This window comes from Mycobacterium sp. FW102-FHT13B02, assembly GCF_058790275.1.
The window spans coordinates 22,563-44,884 of the sequence record NZ_JBYTCM010000022.1; the positions used below are offsets into that span (position 1 = coordinate 22,563).

The 22,322-nt window shown below is 68.2% G+C and carries 23 protein-coding genes; 9 read left to right on the plus strand and 14 right to left on the minus strand.

The window, feature by feature from the left end; translation table 11 throughout:
- Positions 1–74: 74 nt before the first annotated feature.
- The 3 genes from AC3WTE_RS26745 to AC3WTE_RS26755 are packed head-to-tail and all read right to left on the minus strand — an operon-like array spanning position 75 to position 2,103.
- Complete coding sequence (locus tag AC3WTE_RS26745; RefSeq protein WP_492442438.1) at positions 75–1,580, minus strand: alpha,alpha-trehalose-phosphate synthase (UDP-forming); 1,506 nt, start codon at positions 1,578–1,580, stop codon at positions 75–77.
- On the minus strand, positions 1,577–1,741 hold the full coding sequence (locus tag AC3WTE_RS26750) for a hypothetical protein (RefSeq protein WP_492442440.1): 165 nt from the start codon (positions 1,739–1,741) through the stop codon (positions 1,577–1,579). The genes AC3WTE_RS26745 and AC3WTE_RS26750 overlap by 4 nt, the downstream gene beginning before the upstream one ends.
- A gap of 23 nt (positions 1,742–1,764) precedes the next feature.
- Positions 1,765–2,103 (minus strand): intersectin-EH binding protein Ibp1, encoded by a 339-nt coding sequence (locus AC3WTE_RS26755; RefSeq protein WP_492442442.1) that lies wholly within the window; start codon positions 2,101–2,103, stop codon positions 1,765–1,767.
- A 161-nt stretch (positions 2,104–2,264) separates the two neighbouring features.
- Between AC3WTE_RS26755 and AC3WTE_RS26760 the strand changes: the two genes are divergently transcribed.
- The gene (locus tag AC3WTE_RS26760; protein WP_492442444.1) at positions 2,265–3,116 is read left to right on the plus strand and encodes an SDR family oxidoreductase; all 852 of its coding nucleotides are present in this window, start codon (positions 2,265–2,267) and stop codon (positions 3,114–3,116) included.
- 2 nt (positions 3,117–3,118) lie between these two features.
- On the opposite strand, the gene AC3WTE_RS26765 is transcribed toward AC3WTE_RS26760, so the two are convergent.
- A complete protein-coding gene (locus AC3WTE_RS26765; protein ID WP_492442446.1) occupies positions 3,119–3,796 on the minus strand; it encodes a response regulator in 678 nt (225 codons plus the stop codon).
- Positions 3,789–5,006 carry a sensor histidine kinase gene (locus AC3WTE_RS26770; protein ID WP_492442448.1) on the minus strand — a complete coding sequence of 406 codons (1,218 nt, stop codon included), beginning with the start codon at positions 5,004–5,006 and terminating at the stop codon, positions 3,789–3,791. Before AC3WTE_RS26770 ends, AC3WTE_RS26765 begins: the two co-directional genes overlap by 8 nt.
- Positions 5,007–5,140: 134 nt before the next feature.
- Between AC3WTE_RS26770 and AC3WTE_RS26775 the strand changes: the two genes are divergently transcribed.
- Positions 5,141–8,056: an MMPL/RND family transporter gene (locus AC3WTE_RS26775; RefSeq protein ID WP_492442450.1), complete on the plus strand. Its 2,916-nt coding sequence runs from the start codon at positions 5,141–5,143 to the stop codon at positions 8,054–8,056.
- A gap of 13 nt (positions 8,057–8,069) precedes the next feature.
- Here the strand turns inward: AC3WTE_RS26775 and AC3WTE_RS26780 are convergent, their stop codons facing one another.
- The 3 genes from AC3WTE_RS26780 to AC3WTE_RS26790 all read right to left on the minus strand — a co-directional run bounded on the left by AC3WTE_RS26780 (position 8,070) and on the right by AC3WTE_RS26790 (position 10,190).
- A complete protein-coding gene (locus AC3WTE_RS26780; protein ID WP_492442452.1) occupies positions 8,070–8,618 on the minus strand; it encodes an NADPH-dependent FMN reductase in 549 nt (182 codons plus the stop codon).
- A gap of 135 nt (positions 8,619–8,753) precedes the next feature.
- A complete protein-coding gene (locus AC3WTE_RS26785) occupies positions 8,754–9,398 on the minus strand; it encodes a 3-oxoacid CoA-transferase subunit B (RefSeq protein WP_492442454.1) in 645 nt (214 codons plus the stop codon).
- Positions 9,399–10,190: a CoA transferase subunit A gene (locus AC3WTE_RS26790; RefSeq protein ID WP_492442456.1), complete on the minus strand. Its 792-nt coding sequence runs from the start codon at positions 10,188–10,190 to the stop codon at positions 9,399–9,401.
- Between the two features lie 148 nt (positions 10,191–10,338).
- Here AC3WTE_RS26790 and AC3WTE_RS26795 point away from each other — a divergent pair, with 148 nt between their 5' ends.
- Together AC3WTE_RS26795 and AC3WTE_RS26800 are read left to right on the plus strand one after the other, a co-directional pair.
- A complete protein-coding gene (locus AC3WTE_RS26795) occupies positions 10,339–11,094 on the plus strand; it encodes an IclR family transcriptional regulator (protein WP_492442458.1) in 756 nt (251 codons plus the stop codon).
- A gap of 42 nt (positions 11,095–11,136) precedes the next feature.
- Complete coding sequence (locus AC3WTE_RS26800) at positions 11,137–12,036, plus strand: LLM class F420-dependent oxidoreductase (protein WP_492442460.1); 900 nt, start codon at positions 11,137–11,139, stop codon at positions 12,034–12,036.
- A gap of 22 nt (positions 12,037–12,058) precedes the next feature.
- Here AC3WTE_RS26800 and AC3WTE_RS26805 read toward each other — a convergent pair whose 3' ends face one another.
- Positions 12,059–12,718 (minus strand): VTT domain-containing protein, encoded by a 660-nt coding sequence (locus AC3WTE_RS26805; RefSeq protein WP_492442462.1) that lies wholly within the window; start codon positions 12,716–12,718, stop codon positions 12,059–12,061.
- 64 nt (positions 12,719–12,782) lie between these two features.
- On the opposite strand from AC3WTE_RS26805, the gene AC3WTE_RS26810 reads away from it, so the two are divergent.
- Together AC3WTE_RS26810 and fbaA are read left to right on the plus strand one after the other, a co-directional pair.
- Complete coding sequence (locus tag AC3WTE_RS26810) at positions 12,783–13,796, plus strand: alcohol dehydrogenase catalytic domain-containing protein (RefSeq protein ID WP_492442464.1); 1,014 nt, start codon at positions 12,783–12,785, stop codon at positions 13,794–13,796.
- An 81-nt stretch (positions 13,797–13,877) separates the two neighbouring features.
- Complete coding sequence (gene fbaA, locus AC3WTE_RS26815; protein WP_492442465.1) at positions 13,878–14,924, plus strand: class II fructose-bisphosphate aldolase; 1,047 nt, start codon at positions 13,878–13,880, stop codon at positions 14,922–14,924.
- 21 nt (positions 14,925–14,945) lie between these two features.
- On the opposite strand, the gene AC3WTE_RS26820 is transcribed toward fbaA, so the two are convergent.
- Entirely contained in the window at positions 14,946–15,407 is a 462-nt protein-coding gene (locus tag AC3WTE_RS26820) for a hypothetical protein (RefSeq protein ID WP_492442467.1), read from the minus strand.
- Between the two features lie 133 nt (positions 15,408–15,540).
- On the opposite strand from AC3WTE_RS26820, the gene AC3WTE_RS26825 reads away from it, so the two are divergent.
- The gene (locus AC3WTE_RS26825) at positions 15,541–15,954 is read left to right on the plus strand and encodes a DUF3151 domain-containing protein (protein ID WP_492442469.1); all 414 of its coding nucleotides are present in this window, start codon (positions 15,541–15,543) and stop codon (positions 15,952–15,954) included.
- 3 nt (positions 15,955–15,957) lie between these two features.
- Here the strand turns inward: AC3WTE_RS26825 and AC3WTE_RS26830 are convergent, their stop codons facing one another.
- From AC3WTE_RS26830 to AC3WTE_RS26840, 3 genes are read right to left on the minus strand one after another with little or no spacing between them, the layout of a single operon-like run.
- On the minus strand, positions 15,958–16,848 hold the full coding sequence (locus tag AC3WTE_RS26830) for a cation diffusion facilitator family transporter (RefSeq protein ID WP_492442471.1): 891 nt from the start codon (positions 16,846–16,848) through the stop codon (positions 15,958–15,960).
- Positions 16,849–16,904: 56 nt separating this feature from the next.
- The gene (locus AC3WTE_RS26835) at positions 16,905–17,678 is read right to left on the minus strand and encodes a site-2 protease family protein (protein ID WP_492442473.1); all 774 of its coding nucleotides are present in this window, start codon (positions 17,676–17,678) and stop codon (positions 16,905–16,907) included.
- 9 nt (positions 17,679–17,687) lie between these two features.
- Positions 17,688–18,332, minus strand: a complete 645-nt coding sequence (locus AC3WTE_RS26840) for a peptidase M50 (RefSeq protein WP_492442475.1) — start codon at positions 18,330–18,332, stop codon at positions 17,688–17,690.
- An 81-nt stretch (positions 18,333–18,413) separates the two neighbouring features.
- Here AC3WTE_RS26840 and AC3WTE_RS26845 point away from each other — a divergent pair, with 81 nt between their 5' ends.
- Together AC3WTE_RS26845 and AC3WTE_RS26850 are read left to right on the plus strand one after the other, a co-directional pair.
- Complete coding sequence (locus AC3WTE_RS26845; protein ID WP_492442477.1) at positions 18,414–19,703, plus strand: adenylosuccinate synthase; 1,290 nt, start codon at positions 18,414–18,416, stop codon at positions 19,701–19,703.
- Positions 19,700–20,377: a PaaI family thioesterase gene (locus AC3WTE_RS26850; RefSeq protein ID WP_492442479.1), complete on the plus strand. Its 678-nt coding sequence runs from the start codon at positions 19,700–19,702 to the stop codon at positions 20,375–20,377. The genes AC3WTE_RS26845 and AC3WTE_RS26850 overlap by 4 nt, the downstream gene beginning before the upstream one ends.
- Here AC3WTE_RS26850 and AC3WTE_RS26855 read toward each other — a convergent pair.
- Complete coding sequence (locus AC3WTE_RS26855) at positions 20,374–22,287, minus strand: MMPL family transporter (protein ID WP_492442583.1); 1,914 nt, start codon at positions 22,285–22,287, stop codon at positions 20,374–20,376. The genes AC3WTE_RS26850 and AC3WTE_RS26855 overlap by 4 nt on opposite strands.
- Positions 22,288–22,322 lie beyond the last annotated feature (35 nt).

Here is a 22,322-nt window from a genome sequence, read left to right on the forward strand (position 1 = left end):
TTTCAAGCACCCCAACATGATTCAGGCCCCACAGCGAACGCTGCGGGGCCTGAATCGGTTGTCGGGTCGCGTCGTCAGTCGCGGGTATGCGCCAGGGCGTCGAGGAACGCCCGGGCCCAGCGGTCGACGTCGTGAGCCAGCACCTGGCGGCGCAGCGCGCGCATGCGGCGTCGCCCCTCTTCGGGCGACTGGGTCAGGGCGTCGGCGATCGCATCCTTGACCCCGTCCAGATGGTGCGGGTTGGTGAGGTACGCCTGCCGCAATTCCTCTGCGGCGCCGGTGAATTCGCTGAGCACAAGCGCGCCGCCGAGATCGCTGCGGCAGGCCACGTACTCCTTGGCGACCAGGTTCATGCCGTCGCGCAACGGCGTCACCAACATGACGTCGGCGGCGACGAAGAAGGCGATGAGCTCTTCCCGGCCGATCGCCCGGTGCATGTAGTGCACCACCGCGTGGCCGACTTCGCTGTACTCGCCGTTGATGTGCCCGACCTGGCGCTCGATGTCCTCGCGCATGATCTTGTAGCTGTTCACCCGCTCACGGCTCGGCGTGGCGAGCTGAACCAGCACGGTGTCGTGCCGGTTCGCGCGGCCCTCGGCGAGCAGCTCGGAGAACGCGCGCAGCCGCACGTCGATGCCCTTGGTGTAGTCCAGCCGGTCCACGCCGAGCATGATCTTGCGCGGGTTGCCCAGCTCATCGCGGATCTGGCGGGCCCGCTGCCGGATGGTGCGGCTACGGGCCTGGGCGTCCAATGCGGCCGAGTCGATCGAAATGGGGAAGGCGCCGACCTTGACGGTGCGGTTGCCGTAGGTCACCTCGCCGAGGCGGGACCGGACGCCGATGGTGTGCCGGGACGTGTTGGCGTTGAGCAGCCGGCGGGCGAGCACCAGGAAGTTCTGTGCGCCGCCGGGCAGGTGGAAGCCGACCAGGTCGGCGCCCAGCAGTCCCTCGATGATCTCGGTGCGCCACGGCATCTGCATGAACAGCTCGACGGGCGGGAACGGGATGTGCAGGAAGAATCCGATGGTGAGGTCGGGCCGCAGCTCACGGAGCATCTTCGGCACCAGCTGCAGCTGGTAGTCCTGCACCCAGACGGTCGCGCCCTTGGCCGCGGTACGGGCTGTGGCCTCGGCGAAGCGCTGATTCACCGCGACGTAGCTGTCCCACCAGTGGCGGTGGTAGGTGGGTTTGACGATGACGTCGTGGTACAGCGGCCAGAGGGTTGCGTTGGAGAAGCCCTCGTAGTAGTCGGCGATCTCGTCGGCCGACATCTTGACCGGGCACAGCGTCAGGTCGTCCTGGGCGACTGGCTCTTCGTCGCTGTCGGCGACGCCGGCCCAGCCGATCCACGCGCCGCGCTGCTTACGCAGCAGCGGTTCCAGTGCGGTGACGAGGCCGCCCGGGCTGCGTTTCCAGGTGATGGAACCGTCGGGAAGGCGCTCCATGTCGACGGGCAGCCGGTTGGCGACCACGACGAAGTCGGAGTTGCCGACGGGGTTCGTGGCGGACTTGCCGCCCGTGGCGGTCTCGGGGCTCGCGGTGGACGCCGCAGAAGCGTCGTTGCCTCCGCGGGCCGTCACGCGTCGAGCTTCGTGGGCCCGATACCCAGCATGGACAGGAACATGCGACATTCGTCAGCATCGCTGGCGTACGCGGCGACGACCCGGCGGGCCTGACGGGCAGTGCTGTCGGCCAGGGGCTCCACGTCGCCGATATCGGCGGCATCAGTTTTTGCAGGCATTACACAACCTTAGGCGACTGTTGTTACGGGCTGGAACTCACCGACGAGTGTGGGTGCATTCCGGGTACTTGCTCCTCCGAGAGACCGATGCATTGGCCGGTATTGCGGCCGGTGCAGGGAATGCCGTCGATTTGGCCGAGCTGGTTCGGAGCGGCGTTGACCGGTGCGGGGCCCTGGTCGGTACTGCTCCCGGAACACGAACCGCTGACCGGATTTTCGGTCATTCCCGGCGGGCAGCTGGTGTCCCCGAGTAGTGCGGTGGATGCCGGGCTGCCGAGGGCGAGAACGGCGGGTGAGGCGAGCGTCGCGATGGTGAAGCCGCCGGCGACGAAGAGCCGTCGGCAGATCGGGTGGATCGTCATGGCGTCACGCTTTCGTCAAGGAAAATTTCAGCGTACGCCCAGCTGCTGTGTGGCGGAACGGCGAATCCGACCGTATTCGGGGGTCCGACCAGCATTGTTTACAACTTTCGAAAAGTGTATACAAGACGTGTTCCCGTCGATCTGTCCAAAGGAGTACATCGGTGCAGTTTTCAGTCCAGGGTTGGCTGACGGATCGAACCGTGTTGATCACCGGCGGTGGCAGCGGCATCGGAAAGGCCATCGCGCAGGGAGTTGTGGCGGCCGGCGGCAACGCGCTCATCGTGGGCCGCACCGAAGCTACGCTGCAGTCCGCTGTCGACGAGATTTCAGCCGCCGGGGGACCGGGCGTCATCCGCTTCCAGACCGCCGACGTCACCGACGAGGACGACGTCGCCCGCGCCGTCGCGACCGCCGCCGCATGGAACGGGAAGCTCTCCGGCGCCGTGCACTGTGCCGGTGGCTCGCTGACCGTCGGGCCCGTGACCCACATCGATTCGGAGATGTGGCGGCAGACCGTCGATCTGAACGTCAACGGCAGCATGTACGTCGTCAAGCACACCGGGCGGGAAATGGTCCGTGGCGGCGGCGGATCGTTCGTCGGTATCTCGTCGATCGCCGCGAGCAACACCCACCGCTGGTTCGGGCCGTACGGCGTCACCAAGTCCGCGCTGGATCACCTGGTGCAGCTGGCGGCCGACGAACTCGGGGCCTCCTGGGTGCGTGCGAACAGCATCCGCCCCGGCTTGATCCGCACCGACCTGGTGGCGGCCAGCATCTTCGAATTCGAGCCGCTGCGTGAGGATTACCGGAAGTGCACCCCGCTGCCCCGGGCCGGCGAGGTCGAGGACGTCGCCAACCTGGCGCTGTTCCTGCTCAGTGACGCGTCGCAATGGATCACCGGCCAGCTGATCAACGTCGACGGCGGTCAGAAACTGCGTCGCGGCCCGGACTTCTCGGCCATGATGGAGCCCATGTTCGGCGCCGACGCCATGCGCGGGGTGTTCGCCGACTGAGGCTATTTCGGGGCGACCACGCCGTGGTCGTAGGCGTAGACGATCGCGGCCGCGCGGTCCCGTAGGTCGAGCTTGGTGAAGATGCGCCCGATGTGGCTCTTGACCGTCACCTCCGAGATGACCAGCCGGCCGGCGATCTCGGCGTTGGTCGCGCCCGATCCGATCAGCTGCAGGACGTCGAGTTCGCGGGCGGTCAGTCGGTCGGCGACGTCGTCGGACGGGGCGCCGGGCGCGCGCCGGTAGCCGCTCAGCACACGGGCGGTGACGGCCGGGTCCAGATACGCCTCACCGCGTGCGACGGCGTGCACGGCCCGGATCAGTTCCTCGGCCGGTGAATCCTTGAGGACGAAGCCCGACGCTCCGGCGCGCAGGGCCGCGGATAACAGATCATCGTCGTCGAAAGTGGTGAGCGCCAAGGCCGGTGGGCCGCCGCCGGTGCGAAGGGCGCGGATCGCGTCGACGCCACTGACGCGCTTCATCCGCAGGTCCATCACCACCACATCGGGGCGGCACCGGAGCACTTCGCGCGGTACCTCGTCGCCGTCGGCGCATTCGCCGACGATGCTGAAGCCGTCCTTGCGCCGCAGGATCCGGCGCAGGCCCGAGCGGACGAGTTCCTGATCGTCGACCAGCAGGACGTCGACGGTTGAACCGTCTTTTGGGATGGCGCCCTCAGTCATTGTGGGTCCCGTTGCGTGACAGCCGGATTCGCTGCATCGCACAATGCGCGGATGCCGTCGGGGTGACCGGCACCCGAGCCTGCACCGTCCACCCGTCCGGTCCGGGGCCGGCCTGGAATTCGCCGCCGAGGGTTTCGATGCGCTGGCGCATCCCGGGCAGCCCGGCGCCTGGCTTGATGTCAGACGCCGGGGTGGACAGCTCGTTGCAGACCGAGAGGGTGGCGATGCCGTTGTCCTGACGGAGTCGCAGCTGCACGGGCGACGTAGGGGCGTGTTTGGCGATGTTGGCCAACGATTCCTGCGTCACCCGGAACAGCGCCAGCCCGATTCCCGCGCTGAGGTCCGCGGGATCCGCCTCGATGCGGGAGTCCACCTGCAGCCCGGCCGAGGCGAAACTCGCGACGAGGTCGGGGATATCGGACATGCCGGGTTCGGGGGTCGCGCGCAACGGCTTGACTTCGCCTGCGCTGAGCAGCCCGACGGTGTGCCGGATGTCGGACATGGCCTGCCGGCCCAGCCGCTCTGCGTCGAGCAGGGCGTCGACCGCGTCGTCGACATCGTTGTCCTCCTGGAGCGCCCGCCGAGCACCGGTCAGGTGCAGCATGGTCACTGACAGCGAGTGCGCGATCACGTCGTGCACCTCGCGGGCGATGCGGCGTCGTTCGTCGGCGGCGGCTTGTTCAGCGAGGGCGGCCTGCCGCGCGCGCTCCTCGATGACTAGACGTTGCTGCAACTGCAGGATGCGGCCGATCATCGCGGCCAGTGGGAGGAAAGCCAAGTACAGCAGTGGCGTGACGAGGTGCCCGGTCCGCGCGGCGACCAGCAGCAGTACCGCTGACGCTGCGGCGGCGATGAGCCCGTCGCGCCATCTACCAAGGGCGAAGACCTCTCCGAGCACGAACAGGATCAAGCACGGCGCAGTGTCGTTGCTGACTGCTGGCCACGACAACAACACGGCTGCCGCGGCCAATCCGAAGGTTGCGGCGACCAATGGGACGGGTTTCACGCCGGCGACGACGAACGTCATGATCGGCGTTAGGGCCAGCACAGTGGCGGCGATCAGCAACCACGGTCTGGTGAAGTCGCGCTGTACCGCGGCGGCTCCGATCGTCAGTACGGTGCCGCCGTACATCACGGCCGGCACGGTGAACGGGAAGTCGTAGGCCATCAAACCGCGACGACGCAGTGCGAAGTCGCGGAGCCAGTCCATACCGCCAGCGTAGAGCCGGTGCCGGGATTTACACATCATTCGCGGGACGGCTCGGGCCTCCTACCACGGTAGGAGGCCCGGTCTCGTCCGCAGCACGACGCTTCCGGACCCCGGTCGCTCGTAGTTTCGGATTCATGTGGGACGTCATCGCCAGATTCTGCAGCCGCTTCGCGGTCCTGATCATCGGACTGTGGGTGCTGGCCGCGGCGGCGGGCAATCTCCTTGTGCCGCAGGTGGAAAGCACCGCCCACAACCACGCGCGGGGTTTCCTGCCCGCGGACGCCCCGGTGAACCTGGCCGGGGTACAGATGGACCAGCAGTTCCACGACGGAGCGGGTGGCAACCTCAACTACCTGGTGCTGGAGGGCGATCGTCCGCTCGGCGCGCCCGAGCGGGCCTACTACGACCGCCTGCTGAGCACATTGCGCGCGGACACCGAGGACGTGGATTCGGTGATGGACCTGTGGTCCGACCCGGTCACGGCAGCCGGCGCGCAGAGCACCGACGGCAGGGCCGTCTACACGATGCTGCGGATTCGCGGCGAGCTCGGCGCGGCCAAGGCGAACGCCGCCCTGGATGCGGTCCGGCGGATCGTGGCCGCCGCGCCGGCACCAGCGGGCCTGCACGCCTACGTGACCGGGCCCGGCGCCACCATCGCCGACGAGCTGAGCGCCATCGACAAGCAGATGCTGATGATCACCGGCGTGACCGTGGTCCTGATCGCGGTGTTGCTCTTCGTCGTGTACCGGTCGGTGATCACGGCGGCCATCCCGCTGCTGACCGTCGGCCTGGGGCTCGGGGTGGCGCGGGGAATCGTGGCGTTCCTGGGGGAGCGGGATTTGATCGAGGTGTCGATCTTCTCGGTCTCGCTGTTGGCGGCGATGGTGCTCGGCGCGGCAACGGATTACGGCATCTTCCTGCTGGGCCGCTACCACGAACAGCGGCGCACTGATGTCGACCACGAGGACGCGCTGGTGATCGCAAACCGCAGCGTGGCTCCGGTGATCGCCGCGTCCGGCCTGACCATCGCGGCGGCGCTGTCGTGTCTGCTGTTCGCGCAGGTCGGCATGCTCCGAAGTGCCGGATTGCCCTGCGCCATCGGCATTCTCACCGGGATGTTCGCCTCACTCACGCTGCTGCCGGCGTTCGTCGGGCTGGCCGGCCGGCATGGGCTGGCGCAACCGCGCCGTCGGGTTGCCGCCAAGGCGCTCGGCCGGAGCTGGCGCCGGGTGGGCACCGTCGTCGCCCGGTGGCCGGGGCCGGTGCTGGTGGCCTCGGCGCTGGTGCTGGTGATCTGCGCGTTCCCGGTCGCCGGTGTGCGCTTGGACTTCGATGAGCTTGCCGCACAACCGGACACCACGCACGCCAACCGCGGATATCAGGCCATGGACCGGCATTTCCCGCCCAACCGGCTGCTGCCCGAGATCGTCTCCATCCAGACCGATCACGACCTGCGCAACCCGGCAGGCGTCATCGCGGTCGAACGGGTGACGCGCAAGATCATGGAGATTCCGGGCATCCGCATGGTGCAGTCGGCGTCGCGGCCGGCTGGTTCGCTGCCCGAGCAGGCGGCGCTGACCGATCAGGCCGGCGCCATCGCCGACCAGCTCGATGACGGGGTGGCGCAGCTGAGCAAGCGGCTGGGCGCGGTCAACCAGCTATCCGCGACGTTGGACCAGTTCTCCTCGGCGATAACGCAATTGCAGAACGGCCTCGGTGGCAGCGTCCGGGGACTCGGGCAGCTCGGGTCCGGCATCGATGCCATGCACGGTGGCATGCAGCAGTTGCGCGACAACGTCACCCAGGTATCGCAGTACCTGGACCCGTTGCGCGGCTTCACAGGCGCCAACCCGAATTGCGCGAACGACGCCATCTGCTCGCTGGCGCTCAAGGTCGTCGAGCCCATGGACTCGGTGGTGGCGGCCGCCGGCACTTTGACCGACAGCACCCGGCAGTTCGGTGCCGGCACCACGGACATGGCCCGGTCGCTCACCGGTGCGCAGGCGTCGGTGCGTTCGATGCGGGCGGCCGTCGACCAACTCGGCTCGGTGACAACACAGTTGACCAAGACCGTCGGTGAGACCCGGGGCATGTTCTCCGGACTGACGGATTATCTGCGCGGCGTCCGGGCGGATTTCCAGGACAGCGGTGCCGGTGGCTTCTATCTGCCGCAACGCGCGTGGCAGGACCCGCGCTTCCAGCGTGCGGCCGGGTTGTACTTCGCGCCCGACGGCCGGTCGACGCGGCTGCTCGTCTACGGCGACGGCAAGGTATTCGGCACCGACGGTGCGCTGCGCTCGCCCGAAATCCTCGCCGCCGTGCGTGAATCGACGAAAGAGGGCACGCTGGTCCGGAACACCGTGAACGTCACCGGCTTTGGCACCGGCACCGCAGAACTTCGTGGCTATGTCTCTGACGACTTCCTGCTGCTGGCCGCCGTCGCGCTCGCGCTGGTTTTCCTGATCATCCTCATCATGCTGCGCAGTCCGGTGGCGGCCGCGGTGGTGATCGGCACCGTCGTGGTGTCGTATGCGTCGGCGCTCGGCGTCAGCTCCTTCATCTGGCAGGACCTGTTGGGCAGGGACCTGCACTGGGCGGTGCCATCGATCGCGTTGATCGCCTTGGTGGCCGTCGGCGCGGACTACAACCTGCTGCTGACCATGCGGCTGCGCGAGGAGGTGACGCGACCGGATGCGGGTGTGAAGACCGGCATGATCCGGACGTTCGGCGGCACCGGCGGGGTGGTGACCACCGCCGGAATCGTCTTCGGCATCACCATGTTCGCGATGCTGTCCAGCGACGTACTGAGCATCGAACAGGTCGGCACCACCATCGGCGTCGGACTGCTGATCGACACCCTCATCGTGCGGACGTTCGTGGTGCCGGGCATCGCCGGGCTGCTCGGCCGGTGGTTCTGGTGGTCACCGGTGCCGCTGGTGCGCGGCGTGCTGGCCCGGGTGGTGCGGCGTCGCCCGTCGCGGCGGCCGGACCTGCCGCTGATCGCCGGCGCGACGCCGGGTCGGGAAGCGCTGCAGGGTGCCGCTGGTTGAGCTCAGTGGCCGGTCAGGCAATCACCTTCGCGGTCAACGTGATCAGCTGATCGAACAGTGTCGTCAGTTCGCCCGTGCGCCGTTCCAGCGGGGTGAGTCCGTCAGCGCCGAACTCGGTGAACAGGGACAATGACACCTGGGCGCGGACGTCGAGCATCTGGAAGTTGGCGACGATCTGGCGCCACTGCTCCACTGCGCGTACGCCACCGTCAGCGCCGTACGATACGAAACCGACTGTCTTGCCGAACCATTCAGAACCGAGACTGTCCACGGCGTTCTTGAACGCTCCGGGCACGCCATGGTTGTACTCGGGTGTGACGAAAATGAATCCGTCGCAAGCGTCGATGGCCGCGCTCCAGCGCTGCACGTTCTCGGACTCGTACTGTTTGTTGGCCGCGGCGGGGACCGTCGCAGAGGTGAGCAGAGGCACGTCGAAGGTCACCAGGTCGATGAGCTCGAACTGTGCATCGCCACGTTGCGCTGCTTGCTCGGCCACCCAGGCCCCGACGCCGGCGCCGGCACGCCCGTCTCTGATCGATCCAACGATGATGCCGATCTTCATGAAACGCTCCTCTTCTGCGTGATCCCGATAGCGGCTGCTGACAGCCTGCCCAACTCGGTGATACCCGCGCGGAAGAATCGCCACCATCGAACCGAGTTGGACACCACGCATCAGCCGAACGGCGTGATCGACTCCCTAATCGAGCTGGACCGTCAGCTCGGCGCCGGTGGCCGCGATGACGTCGTCGACGCTCACCCCGGGGGCGGTTTCACGCAGGATCAGCGTGCCGTCGCCGGGCACGTCGATGACGGCGAGGTTGGTGATGATCCGGTCGACGACACCCTGACCGGTCAACGGCAGTGTGCAGACCGGCACAATCTTCGGATTGCCGGCCTTGTCGGTGTGCTCCATGAGCACGATGACCCGCGACGCGCCATGCACCAGGTCCATGGCGCCGCCCATGCCCTTGACCATCTTGCCGGGCACCATCCAGTTGGCCAGGTCGCCGGTGCGGGACACCTCCATGCCGCCGAGCACCGCGGTGTCGATGTGGCCGCCCCGGATCATCCCGAACGACAGCGACGAATCGAAGTACGCCGCACCGGGATTGACCGTCACGGTCTCCTTGCCGGCATTGATCAAATCAGCGTCCACCTCATCCTCACGGGGATAGGGACCCGTGCCCAGGATGCCGTTCTCCGAGTGCAGCGTGACGTGCACGTCGCCCGTCAGGAAGCCGGGGATCAGGGTTGGCAGGCCGATGCCGAGGTTGACGTACTCGCCGTCGATCATGTCGGCGGCGGCACGGGCGGCCATCTGGTCACGGTTCCAACCGGTCATCTAGCGGGCTCCTTCGCTCGTGCTCATGCGCGATCCGCTGCGCTCCTCGCTGACAGTGCGCTTCTCGATCTGCTTGTCCTGCGGTCCGGTGTGCACGATGCGCTGCACGAACACGCCGGCGAGGTGGACGTCGTCGGGGTCGATCTCGCCCGCCTGCACCAGCTCCTCGACCTGGACGATGGTGATCCGTCCCGCCATCGCGGCCAGTGGGTTGAAGTTGCGTGCGGTCTTGTTGAAGACCAGGTTGCCCGCGGTGTCGGCGCGCAGCGCGTGCACCAGTGCGAAGTCGGCGTTGATCGACTCCTCCAGCACATAGCGCTTGCCGTCGAATTCGCGAATCTCCTTGGGCGGCGAGGCAACCGCGACCGAACCGTCGGCCGCGTAGCGCCACGGCAGACCGCCGTCGGAGACGGGCGTGCCGACACCCGCCGGCGTGTAGAACGCCGGGATGCCGGCGCCGCCGGCGCGCATGCGCTCGGCCAGGGTGCCCTGCGGGGTGAGTTCCACTTCTAGCTCGCCGGACAGGTACTGGCGGGCGAACTCCTTGTTCTCCCCGACGTACGACGCGGTGACCCGACGGACCTTGCCGAGGCCGAGCAGCACGCCGAGGCCGACACCGTCGACACCGCAGTTGTTCGAGAACACCTCGAGGTCGGTGGCACTCGATGCCGCGATGGCAGCGATGAGTTGGTCGGGGATGCCGCACAAACCGAATCCACCGACGGCCAGCGTGGCGCCGTCACCGACATCGGCAACCGCTTCGGCGGCCGAGGCATACACCTTCGAGGTCATGACACTCCGTTCATCCAGTAAACGCGGGACCCACTTTTCACGGCAGGGCGCTGACATGGCAAGTCTCTGCTCAAAGCGGGTGAAAAGTGTTCGCAGAATGAGCATTGGTGGGAGCAGCGTTCAGTCAATGAACGTCTAATATGAGCCGATGACCGGTCCGAACGTCGTCGCCCGAGTCGGGGCGATGCTGCGGGCCGTTGCGACAACCGAACCCGCCGGCGCCTCCACCACCGAGCTCGGCAAGTTGGCGGGGCTGGCCCGTCCCACCGCGCACCGGCTGCTGACGGCGCTGGCCGACGAACATCTCGTCAGCCGGGACCAGAAAACCGGGCGCTGGTCACTCGGGCCCGAGCTGTACCTACTGGGCGTCGGCGCGGCACAGCACCACGACGTCACCGACCGGGCGCGGGCGGTGGTGACCCGACTGGCCCGCGAGACCGGCGAGAGTGCGTTCTTCTCCGCGCGGCGCGGCGATCAGACGGTATGCGTGCTCAGCGAGGAGGGCAGCTTCCCGTTGCGGTCACACGTCTTGCAGGTCGGCATCCGGTTCCCGCTCGGCGTGGCCAGTGCCGGCTTGGCGATCCTGAGCCATCTGCCGGCCGCCGATGTGGACGACTACTTCTCCCGGGAACGGCCCGAAACATCCTGGGGGACAGCGCATTCCGAGGCGGCCATCCGCAAGCGCATCGAGCAGACCCGGCGTGCCGGTTACGCGACCAATCCCGCGCTGCTGGTCGAGGGCAGCTGGGGCATGGCGGCAGCGGTGTTCGACCGGCGCGGCCTGCCGGGCTGGGCGTTGAGCCTGACGGGCGTCGAGACCCGGTTCCGCGCCGGCCGCCGACGGGAACTCGGGCGGCTGCTGCTGGAACAGGCGCATGAGTTGTCGGGTCGGCTGCAGGCCTGACCCCGCGTCGCGGCGGGGGTGGCGGTAGGCGATTGTGGACGGATGACCAGTCAGCGCGCTCGTATCGACTTTCCGTCCCGCATCGGCGTCTGGTGGGCCAGCGACAGCTGGGCCATGCCTGATGCTCAGGCGGTCGCCCGCGACATCGAAGCCATGGGCTATGGGTCGCTGTTCCTGCCCGAGACCGTCGGCAAGGAGTGCCTGACGGAGTCGGCAGCGTTCCTGGCGGCGACCGAGCGAATGGTGGTCGGTACCGGGATCGCCAACATTCATGTGCGGATTCCATCGGCTGCCGAGGCCGGTGCTCGCACGTTGACCGCGCTGTACCCGGGACGGTTCGTCCTGGGCCTGGGTGTCAGCCACGGCCCGCTGGTGGAGCGCGGCATGGGCGGCACGTATCAGAAGCCGCTCGCCACCATGCGCGGCTACCTGGAGAAGATGGCCGCGGTGCCGGACGCCATCGAACCCGGCATCGGCCGCCCGCCCCGGCTGCTCGCGGCCCTGGGGCCCAAGATGATCGAGTTGTCGGGCAGCCACGCCGACGGCGCACACCCGTACCTGGTGCTGCCGTCCGCTACCGCCACAACGCGCGAAATTCTCGGGCCGGACAAGTGGATCGTCTCTGAGCAGGCGGTGGCGATCGGTGGCGATGACGCCGATCAACTGCGCCGTGCGCACGACCACCTCAACGTCTACAGCGGCCTGCCCAACTACCGGAATTCGTGGCTGCGGCAGGGCTTCAACGAGTCGGACCTGGTGCGCGGCGGTTCCGAGCGGCTGGCGCGTGCACTTGTCGGGATGGGCAGCGTCGACGATGCGGCAGCCGCCGTGCGGGCGCACCTGGACGCCGGTGCCGACCACGTGGTCGTGCAGGTGCTCGCAGAACATCCGACTGCCGACCCACGTCCGGCCCTGCGAGAGTTGGCAGTCCTGGGGCTGTAGCTCCAGCCGCCGAGCGGGCCGCCTAGCTCTCGGAAGCAGCCTTACGCCGCTTGTACCACTCCCAGATCATCGGCGTGATGGACGCGACCAGGATCAGGACGAAGATCGGCTCGAGCAGCTTCTGGACGATGGGGAATTGCCCCAGCCAATAGCCCAGCAGAGTGATGCCGCAGCCCCACACGACCGCACCGATCACGTTGTACAACGTGAAAGCGGCGTAGCCCATTCGGGCCGCGCCGGCCGTGATCGGCGCCAGGGTGCGCACGATCGGCACGAAGCGGGCCAGCAGGATCGCGAACGGCCCGCGTTCCTCGAAGAACGTGTGTGCTTCGTCCAGGTACTTCTGCTTCAAGACGCGGGCGTCGGGCTTGAACATCTCGACACCGATGAACCGTCCGATGAAGTAGCCGGCCTGCCCACCGAGGATGGCCGCGACCGGGATGGTCAGCAGCAGCAGCCAGATGTTGAAGTTGGCCTGCGCGGCGACCTCGGCCTGGGCGGCGGTGCCGGCCGCCAGCATGCCCGCGACGAACAGCAGGGTGTCGCCGGGCAGGATCGGGAACAGGACGCCCGACTCGACGAAGATGACGACCAGCAATCCGACCAGGGCCCAGGTACCGAAGTATCCGATGAGCTTCACCGGATCCATGAAGTCCGGCATGAGCGACAGGGTGCTGATCATGGGGTCAACATACCGGTGTCAGTTGGCTGTTCCCTTAACTGCACATCGCTCATAGGGTCGGACCATGGCTACTCACAGGGCAGTTCACGTCGCACAAGCCAACGCTCCGCTCCAACTTGCGGATGTCGACACCGTTTCGCCGCCGCGTGACCACGTCCGCATCGCCGTCGCCGCATGCGGCGTGTGCGGCACCGACCGTGAGTTCTACGCCGGGCACTTCCCCGGACTGTCGTGGCCGATCACCCTCGGCCACGAGATCGCGGGCACCATCGCCGAACTGGGCGATGGCGTCGAGGGCTTCGTCGTCGGTGATCGCGTCGCGGTCGGCTGGTTCGGCGGCAACTGCAACCGCTGTGAGCCCTGCCGCCGGGGCTACTTCATGCAGTGCGTACGCATGCAAGTACCGAGTTGGCACTATCCCGGCGGATACGCCGAATCGGTCACCGTGCCCGTGACTGCGCTGGCCCGGATACCGGAGGAGTTCTCGTTCGCCGAGGCCGCGCCGATGGGTTGTGCGGGCGTGACGACGTTCAACGGGTTGCGTAAGACGCGCGCCAAGGCCGGTGATCTGGTCGCGGTGATCGGCATCGGCGGCCTGGGCCATCTCGGGGTGCAGTTCTCCAGGGCAATGGGCTTCGAAACCGTCGCGATCGCCCGGGGCCCGCAGCGCGAAGCCGCGGCCAAGGAACTCGGCGCGCATCACTACATCGATTCGAACGCCGCGGATGTCGCCGCCGAACTGCAGCGCCTCGGCGGGGCGGCCGTCGTGCTCGCGACCGCCGCGAGCTCGACGGCAATGGCCGCCACCGTCGGCGGGCTGGGGCCGGAGGGCCAGCTCGTGACGGTTGGCGTCACCCCTGAGCCGTTGCCGATCAGCCCGCTCGACCTCATCAACGGCGGCTTCTCGGTCACCGGGCATCCGTCGGGCACCTCGCGCGACATCGAGGAGACGTTGCGTTTTGCCGCGCTGACAGGCGTGCGGGCCGTCATCGAGGAACGACCTCTCGCGCAGGCCGCGGAGGCCTTCGAACGGATGAACAGCGGCCACGCGCACTACCGGGTGGTCTTGACCATCTGACCGGGTGTCCCCCGGTGCCGCACTTCAGCTTCACGTGACTGACATACTGGCCCAGACTGCAGGTTCGCCGAGAGGAAAAACATGCCCATCGCCACGCCCGAGGTCTACGCGGAGATGCTGGCCCGCGCCAAGGAACACTCTTTCGCGTTCCCGGCCATCAACTGCACGTCGTCGGAAACCGTCAACGCGGCGATCAAGGGCTTCGCCGACGCGGGTAGCGACGGCATCATCCAATTCTCCACCGGCGGTGCCGAATTCGCTTCGGGCCTCGGCGTCAAGGACATGGTCACCGGGTCGGTCGCACTGGCCGAGTTCGCCCACGTCGTCGCCGCCAAGTACGACATCACCGTCGCGCTGCACACCGACCACTGCCCCAAGGACAAGCTCGACGGCTTCGTCCGCCCGCTGCTGGCCATCTCGGCCGAGCGCGTCGCCCGTGGCGAGAACCCGCTGTTCCAGTCGCACATGTGGGACGGCTCCGCGGTGCCCATCGACGAGAACCTGCAGATCGCGCAGGAGTTGCTGAAGCTGACGTCGGCCGCGAACATCATCCTCGAGGTCGAGATCGGCGTCGTCGGCGGTGAAGAGGACGGTGTCGAGGCCGAGATCAACGAGAAGCTGTACACCAGCTCCGCGGACTTCGAGAAGACCATCGACGCGCTCGGCTCCGGCGAGCACGGCAAGTACCTGCTGGCCGCCACCTTCGGCAACGTGCACGGCGTGTACAAGCCGGGCAACGTCAAGCTCAAGCCCGAGGTGCTCGCCGAAGGCCAGAAGGTGGCTACCGCCAAGCTGGGTCTGCCGGCTGGTTCCAAGCCGTTCGACTTCGTCTTCCACGGTGGTTCGGGCTCGCTGAAGTCCGAGATCGAGGACTCACTGCGCTACGGCGTCGTGAAGATGAACGTCGACACCGACACCCAGTACGCGTTCACCCGGCCGATCGCCGCGCACATGTTCACCAACTACGACGGTGTGCTCAAGATCGACGGCGAGGTCGGCAACAAGAAGGTCTACGACCCGCGCAGCTACCTGAAGAAGGCTGAGGCTTCGATGACCCAGCGCGTCATCGAAGCGTGCAACGACCTGCACAGCACGGGCCGCAGCGTTTCCGCGGGTATGTCCAGCTAGACAGCGCCGCCGAGTGGCCGGTCACGGCGCAGGGATTGCGAAATCCTGTGTCGTAGTCCCCCACAAGTGGGAGGTGCGCCCCGGCCATTCGGCGTTCATGGCCGAATGGCCGCGGGTCAGGAGCACCGTGCCCAGGACGGCGAGGGCGGCGATGGCGGCGATCACCAGCACCAGTGCGATGACCCACCCCCAGCTGCGCCGGTCTTTCGGGGATTTGACGGTGCCGGGAATCTGCTGCGGTGCGGCCGGCGGCATCAGCTCGGTTTCCGGGTCCGGCAGCGGCGCGATGATCTGGGTCTTGCCGTCGAAGCTCGACGGCGCGGTGAAGCGCCGCACCGGGATGGTCGGGTCGGTCGCTGGATCCGCCGGCTCGAAGATCTCGGTTGCCGCTGCGGCGTCGTCGCCTGTCGTGGCAGCGCGCTGATTCGCGTCGCGACGGTCGTCCGGGCCCGTCGGATTCGACATGGCGGCTGGGTTCGACATGGGGGTGTCTGTCCTCCCGATCAAAGTCGCGCACTGGGGCCGATGCGTCCGTTGCCGGCCGCGACGTCCTGCCTGGAGCTTAATCGCCCGCCTGCGGTATTCCCGCGAGCGCCCGCACGGCACAATGGCGGCCATGACGCGAATGGGTGATCTGCTGGGTCCGGAGCCGGTGCTGCTGCCTGCCAACTTCGAGGCTGAGGACGCTCTGGCCGCGGGCAAATCCGCGACCGACGTTGCTGCGGCGCACCCGACGGCCTCGGTGGCGTGGGCCGCCCTGGCCGAGGCTGCGCTGGCCGACGGTCAGACGATCACCGCCTACGCCTACGCCCGTACCGGTTACCACCGCGGGCTGGACCAGCTGCGCCGCAACGGCTGGAAGGGCTTCGGCCCGGTGCCGTTCGCGCACGAACCGAACCAGGGCTTCCTGCGCTGCGTGGCCGTGCTGGCCAAGGCTGCGGAATCCATCGGCGAGCGGGACGAGTACCTGCGCTGCCTGGACCTACTGGAGGACTGCGATCCGGCGGCCCGCGGCGAGTTGGGTCTGTAGCGCTCAGTCCGCTTCGCAGTGGCAGTCGCCGGCGGCGGGCGGTTCCACCTGCACGGTGGCGTGGTCCAGGCCGCGGGCGGCCAGCACGGCGCGGGCGGACTCGAGGACGCGCGCCGAATCCGCGGCGGACGTCAGATGCGCGGTGGCCATGTCCTTGCCGGGCACCAGCGTCCACACGTGCAGGTCGTGCACATCGGTGACGCCGTCGACGGCGGCCAGTGCCGTGCGCAGTTCCTCGACGTCGATATGACTGGGGGAGGATTCCGAGAGGATGCGCAGCGCGGCGCGGGCCAGCGCGATGGCGCGCGGCAGCACCCACAGCGCGACCAGGACGGCGACGACGACGTCGGCGTACGGCCAGCCGGTGGTGACGTTCACGATGCCCGCGATCAGGACGCCGACGCTGCCGACGGTGTCGGCGATGACCTCCATATAGGCGCCTTTGACCGCGAGGCTGCTGTCGGCGTCGGAGCGCAGCAGCAGCACGACGACCAGGTTGGCCAGCAGGCCCGCGAGGGCGACGACGATCATCGGCACACCGGGAATCTCGGGCGCGTTGCCGAGTCGTTCAAAGGCCTCGTAGAGGATGAACACCGCGACACCCATCAGCAGCACGGCATTGGCCACCGCGGTGAAGACTTCGGCGCGGTGCCAGCCGTAGGTGCGGGCCGCAGACGACGATCCGCGGCGGGCGAGCAGGACGGCGCCCAGGCCCATGAACATCGCGACCAGGTCGGTCAGCATGTGACCCGCGTCGGCCAGCAGCGCGATCGAGTTGATCAGCAGCGCGGTGGTCAGCTCGATGACGAAGAAGACGCTGAGTACGGCTGCGGCCATGATCATGCGGCTGGCGCGCGCGTTCGAGCCATGGTTGTGGTCGTGTCCGGCACCCATGCCAGAAATATATGCAGAACTACGCATATGTTGCAAGGCCTACGCCTTGCGACGTGCTACCAGGCGGACCAGAACCGGGTCAGTGCGCTGCCGATCATCGCCAGGCGCGGCGGCACGCCGGCCAGACTGACGGCCGAATAGACGACGTTGAAGAACAGCCGGTTCAGCTCGGGGACGATCAGCAGCAGCATCAGCACCAGGAAGCCCCATTGCCGGACGGGCAGCAGCGCGCGCTGCGTGTCGGGGCTCAGGTGTGGTTCGAGCGCGCCGTAGCCGTCGAGGCCCGGGATGGGCAGCAGGTTCAGGAACAGTGCGGTGACCTGCAGGAATCCCAGGAACGCCAGGCCTGCCCAGAACACCGGATGGTCGGCGTCGAACAGCATCGCGGTGGCGAGCAGAAGGACGATGGCCAACACCAGATTCGCGAACGGGCCGGCCAGGCTGACCACAGTGCGCTGCCGCGGCGTCATGTATTCGGTGCGCACGTACACGGCACCGCCGGGCAGACCGATGCCGCCGAGGGCGATGAACAGCGCCGGCAGGCCCAGCGACAGCAGCGGGCTGGCGTACTTCGCGGGGTTCAGCGTGAGGTAGCCGCGCAGCTCGACGTCGCGGTCCCCGAAGCGCCAGGCGGTGTAGGCGTGGCCGAACTCGTGCAGGCAGAGCGACACCGTCCACCCCGCGATGACGAACACGAAGACGCCGGCGTAGGCCAGGGGCCGGACCTCGGCGCCGCAGAACCAGGCCACCGCGCCACCGGCGGCGGTCAGGGCCACGATCGCCCAGAAGATGGGACTGGGACGGACTCCGCGCCGCAGGGGCAAGCTCATGCCAAGAAACTAGCCGACCCGCAGCCAACCCTGGATGTGACGGTAGAACGCCGACCGCCGCGCCGGACGCGCGGCCGGCACGCCGTCGCGTTCCACCAAAACTCCGGTGCTGCCGAGTTGCGCGGCGCGGCCCGTGACCCAGCCCCGGCCCAGCCCTGGCGCGGCCCCGAGAGCCCGCGCGCGCAGCCCCGGCATGCCGGGCAGCGGTTCGATGACGACGCCGGTGGACTCGCCGTCGAACAGCACCGTGTCGTCGACGACGGCCTCTCCGGTGATGGCGTCGCCGGCCGACGGCAGCCAGCGCGCGGACCGGACGATCACCGCTCCGGTCTCGTCGCGGATCAGCGGAACCCGTTGGGCAACACCGTCTCTGGCGCGGCGTGCGGCACCCGGCCCGCCGCGGGGCAGGGGCGGGACGAAGCCGACCTCGACGTCGAGCCGGTCGTCGCGCAGCAGCCGGGCCAGGGTGGCGGACAGGTCGGCGTGGCCGCCGACGACGATGACCCGGACGGCGTCGTCGGGGATCGTCGGAACACTGGCCGAGGGCACCGTGACGGCCGTCAGATCCGTCAGCGCACGGGGGATCCGGCGGTCGCCGAAGACCAGCACCACGACTGCCCCGGGAACGCTGCCGGAGACTTGTCTGGCGGTCAAGGCCTCTCCTCTCCTCGTGCTGGGATAAGGTTGCTCACCGGCTGCCACTGTATTCAGGCAGGTAATGCGGGAGGCAAAACGATGCCGGCAATCGTGCTCATCGGGGCCCAATGGGGTGACGAGGGCAAAGGTAAGGCCACTGATCTACTCGGTGGACGTGTGCAATGGGTGGTTCGCTACCAGGGCGGCAACAACGCCGGGCACACGGTGGTACTGCCCACGGGGGAGAACTTCGCGCTCCACCTCATCCCGTCGGGCATCCTGACACCCGGGGTCACCAACGTCATCGGCAATGGTGTCGTGGTCGATCCGGGAGTCCTGCTCAGCGAGCTCTCGGGGCTCGAGGACCGCGGTGTGGACACCAGCAAGCTCATGATCTCGGCTGACGCGCACCTGCTGATGCCGTATCACGTGGCCATCGACAAGGTCACCGAGCGATACGCGGGCAGCAAGAAGATCGGTACCACCGGTCGCGGCATCGGGCCCTGCTACCAGGACAAGATCGCGCGCATCGGCATCCGGGTGGCCGACGTCCTCGACGAGGACCAGCTCGCGGCCAAGGTCGAGGCCGCACTGGAGTTCAAGAACCAGGTGCTGGTCAAGATCTACAACCGCAAGGCGCTCGAACCGGCTGAGGTCGTCGAGAGCCTGCTGGAACAGGCCGAAGGCTTCAAGCACCGCATCGCCGACGCCCGGCTGCTGCTCAACCAGGCGCTGGAGCGCGGCGAGACGGTCCTGCTGGAGGGCTCTCAGGGCACCCTGCTGGACGTCGACCACGGCACCTACCCGTTCGTGACGTCGTCCAACCCGACTGCGGGCGGCGCGGCGGTCGGCTCGGGCATCGGCCCGACCCGGATCACCACGGTGCTGGGCATCCTGAAGGCCTACACGACTCGGGTGGGCTCGGGCCCGTTCCCGACGGAGCTGTTCGACGAACACGGCGCCTACCTGTCCAAGACCGGCGGCGAGGTCGGCGTGACCACCGGTCGGGCCCGCCGTTGCGGCTGGTTCGACGCCGTCATCGCCCGGTACGCGACCCGGGTCAACGGCATCACCGACTACTTCCTGACCAAGCTCGACGTGCTGTCCAGCCTGGAGACGGTGCCGATCTGCGTCGGTTACACCGTCGACGGCAAGCGCACTGACGAGATGCCGATGACGCAGGCCGACATCGCCCGTGCCGAGCCGATCTATGAGGAACTGCCGGGCTGGTGGGAGGACATCTCCACCGCGCGCGAGTTCTCTGATCTGCCCGCCAAGGCGCAGGACTACGTGCTGCGGCTGGAGGAGCTCGCCGGCGCCCCCATGTCATGCATCGGCGTCGGTCCCGGCCGGGATCAGACGATCGTGCGCCGGGACATCCTCGGGTGACGGAAGGGGCGAGCGAAGCGACGGGGCAATCCCAAGGGGCGAGCGAAGCGACGGGGAAACCCGGGGGTTTCATCGACCAGCACGGCGGCTTCCCGAGATTTGAGCCGGCCGACCCGGGCCCGGGGTTCGGCCGCTTCATCGAGGGGATGCGGCGGCTGCAGGACCTGGCGGTGTCGGCCAATCCGGACAGCGACACCTGGGACGAGGCCGCCGACCGCGTCGAAGAACTGGTCAAGCTGTTGGGGCCCTTTCAGGCCGCGGAAGGCGTCGGCCCCGCCAACCGGATGCCGTCGCTGCCCGGTGTCGGCAGTCTGCTGATGCCACCGTGGACAGTCACGAAGTTCTCGCCGAAGGGCGTCGAACTCCAGGTCGAGTTCAGCCGCTACCACGTGGGCGGCAACTACGCCGTCCACGGCGGGGTGCTGCCGCTGCTGTTCGACCAGGCCTTCGGCATCCTGATCCACGCGGTCAATCGGCCGATGAGTCGCACCGCGTATCTGCACGTCGACTACCGCAAGGTCACCCCGATCGACACGCCGCTGACGGCCAAGGCACACGTCACCGAGATCGAGGGCCGCAAGACGTTCGTGGCGGCCGAACTGTTCGACCCCGAGGGCAATCTGCTGGCCGAGGCCAACGGCCTGATGGTCAGCCTGCTGCCCGGCCAGCCCTAGCGTTCGGCACGTAGCGCCGGCCACCAGATGCGGGGGCCGATGAGGGTGAACAGCGCCGGGATGATCACGGTGCGCACCACGAAGGTGTCCAGCAGGATGCCGAGGCCGACGATGATGCCCAGCTGGGTGAGCACGATCAGCGGCAGCACGCCGAGCACGCAGAACACCGCCGCCAGGACGATGCCGGCGCTGGTGATCACCGCGCCCGTCGCCGAGACCGCGCGCACGATGCCCTGCCGGTTACCGAATTCGGGTGTCTCTTCGCGGGCGCGGGTCACCAGGAAGATGGTGTAGTCGACGCCGAGCGCGACGAGGAACAGGAACGCGAACAGCGGAGTCCCGTTGTCCAGCGCGGGAAACCCGAACAGGTGCACGCTGGCCCAGCCGCCCACTCCCAGCGCGGCCAGGGCGCTGAGCACCGTCACCGCCACCAGGATCACCGGTGCCAGCGCCGAACGCAGCAGGGCGTACAGCACGACCAGTACTACCAGCAGGATCGCGGGGATGACGATCTTCCGGTCGTGCTGCGCCGCTGCTGCGGCGTCGCGGGCCTGTGCGTCGGGGCCCCCGACGACCGCGCCGGCGTCGCGTTGGTGCACCGAATCACGAAGGGCATCAATGGTTGTGAATGCCTGCGGGGAGGCTGGCGCGGCTGCCAGGACCACCGACCACTGGGTCAGGCCCGACGCCGACCTTCCGGCCGGCGTCGCCGACACCACGCCGGGAGTGCGGGTGATGACCGGACCCAGGTCTGGTGCGGAGGCGATGACGGTGGTGGGGTTGGTCAGTCCGCTGGGGAAGTGCGCGGCGAGGGTGTCGTAGCCGGCGACGGACTCCGCCTGCACCCGGAACTGCTGGGTCTGCGACAGCCCGATGGGCAGGTTGACCAGGCCGACGCACAGCGCGGCCAAACCGGCCAATGCCACAGTGGCGACGCGGCCCGGCCTGCGAGCCACGCCGGCGGCGACGCGGTGCCAGACGCCGCTTTCGGTGAGCGACTTGGCGTGCGAGCCGGTTTCAGGGATGAAGGGCCAGAACAGGCGGCGGCCGAACAATCCCAGCAGCGGGGGCAGCACCAGCAACACGAACACCGCGGCGACGACGAGGCCGGCCGCGGCCTGCACGCCCAGGCTGCGGTTGCTGGGGGCGGAGGCGAGCAGCAGGGTCAGCAGAGCCAGCACCACGGTGGCGTTGCTGGCGACGATCGCCGGGGCGGCGGCGCGCCACGCCACCCGCAGGGCGTCCCGATGGTCACTGCGCCGGGACAGTTCCTCCCGGTAGCGGGAGATGAGCAGCAGTGCGTAATTGGTGCCGGCACCGAAGACCAGCACGCTGGTGATGCCCGCCGTGGAACCGTCGGGGTTCAGCCCCGTCGCCGCGGCCACCGCGGTGCCGACGACTGCGCCTACCTGATCGGCGAACCCGATCACCAGCAGCGGGATCAGCCAGAGGACGGGGGAGCGGTAGGTGACGATCAGCAGCAGCGCCACGACCGTTGCGGTCACCGCGAGCAGTGTGAAGTTCGCTCCGGCAAAGGAATTCGCGATGTCGGCGCCGAACGCGGGTCCACCGGTGACCTGTGCGCGTAATCCGTCGGGGAGCGCTGCCGAGACCTGTGCTCGCAGGTCGTGCACCGCGTCGCGGAGGTGGAAGCCGGACAGGTCCGCTGCCAGTGGTGCGATCCGCAGCGCGGCTTTGCCGTCGGCGGAGACCTGGGCGCCAGGGCCTGCGGCAGCGACGTCGGCCGGCGTCAACGGGGCATCGTCGGTACGGGTCACCACGATGATCGCCGGCGCGGTATCGCCGCCGGGGAACTGCGCGCGCAGCGCGTCGGCGCGGGCGGATTCGGCGCCGACGGGCACGGCTACCGGCGACTGCGATGCGGAATCTCCGGCACCCAGCAGCGCCATGGCCGCACCGGAGAGGAGCAGGACGATCAGGGCCG

Bases quoted from the DNA above. Each gene is read 5' to 3' on its own strand.
- AC3WTE_RS26810 (WP_492442464.1), top strand. From the start codon at position 12,783: ATGGCTACTCACAGGGCAGTTCACGTCGCACAAGCCAACGCTCCGCTC.
- AC3WTE_RS26830 (WP_492442471.1), bottom strand. From the start codon at position 16,848: ATGGGTGCCGGACACGACCACAACCATGGCTCGAACGCGCGCGCCAGC.
- AC3WTE_RS26855 (WP_492442583.1), bottom strand. From the start codon at position 22,287: ATGGCGCTGCTGGGTGCCGGAGATTCCGCATCGCAGTCGCCGGTAGCC.
- AC3WTE_RS26795 (WP_492442458.1), top strand. From the start codon at position 10,339: ATGACCGGTCCGAACGTCGTCGCCCGAGTCGGGGCGATGCTGCGGGCC.
- AC3WTE_RS26755 (WP_492442442.1), bottom strand. From the start codon at position 2,103: ATGACGATCCACCCGATCTGCCGACGGCTCTTCGTCGCCGGCGGCTTC.
- AC3WTE_RS26785 (WP_492442454.1), bottom strand. From the start codon at position 9,398: ATGACCGGTTGGAACCGTGACCAGATGGCCGCCCGTGCCGCCGCCGAC.
- AC3WTE_RS26845 (WP_492442477.1), top strand. From the start codon at position 18,414: ATGCCGGCAATCGTGCTCATCGGGGCCCAATGGGGTGACGAGGGCAAA.
- AC3WTE_RS26805 (WP_492442462.1), bottom strand. From the start codon at position 12,718: ATGATCAGCACCCTGTCGCTCATGCCGGACTTCATGGATCCGGTGAAG.
- AC3WTE_RS26780 (WP_492442452.1), bottom strand. From the start codon at position 8,618: ATGAAGATCGGCATCATCGTTGGATCGATCAGAGACGGGCGTGCCGGC.
- AC3WTE_RS26835 (WP_492442473.1), bottom strand. From the start codon at position 17,678: ATGAGCTTGCCCCTGCGGCGCGGAGTCCGTCCCAGTCCCATCTTCTGG.
- AC3WTE_RS26790 (WP_492442456.1), bottom strand. From the start codon at position 10,190: ATGACCTCGAAGGTGTATGCCTCGGCCGCCGAAGCGGTTGCCGATGTC.
- AC3WTE_RS26765 (WP_492442446.1), bottom strand. From the start codon at position 3,796: ATGACTGAGGGCGCCATCCCAAAAGACGGTTCAACCGTCGACGTCCTG.
- AC3WTE_RS26800 (WP_492442460.1), top strand. From the start codon at position 11,137: ATGACCAGTCAGCGCGCTCGTATCGACTTTCCGTCCCGCATCGGCGTC.
- AC3WTE_RS26825 (WP_492442469.1), top strand. From the start codon at position 15,541: ATGACGCGAATGGGTGATCTGCTGGGTCCGGAGCCGGTGCTGCTGCCT.
- AC3WTE_RS26750 (WP_492442440.1), bottom strand. From the start codon at position 1,741: ATGCCTGCAAAAACTGATGCCGCCGATATCGGCGACGTGGAGCCCCTG.
- AC3WTE_RS26775 (WP_492442450.1), top strand. From the start codon at position 5,141: ATGTGGGACGTCATCGCCAGATTCTGCAGCCGCTTCGCGGTCCTGATC.
- AC3WTE_RS26820 (WP_492442467.1), bottom strand. From the start codon at position 15,407: ATGTCGAACCCAGCCGCCATGTCGAATCCGACGGGCCCGGACGACCGT.
- AC3WTE_RS26770 (WP_492442448.1), bottom strand. From the start codon at position 5,006: ATGGACTGGCTCCGCGACTTCGCACTGCGTCGTCGCGGTTTGATGGCC.
- fbaA (WP_492442465.1), top strand. From the start codon at position 13,878: ATGCCCATCGCCACGCCCGAGGTCTACGCGGAGATGCTGGCCCGCGCC.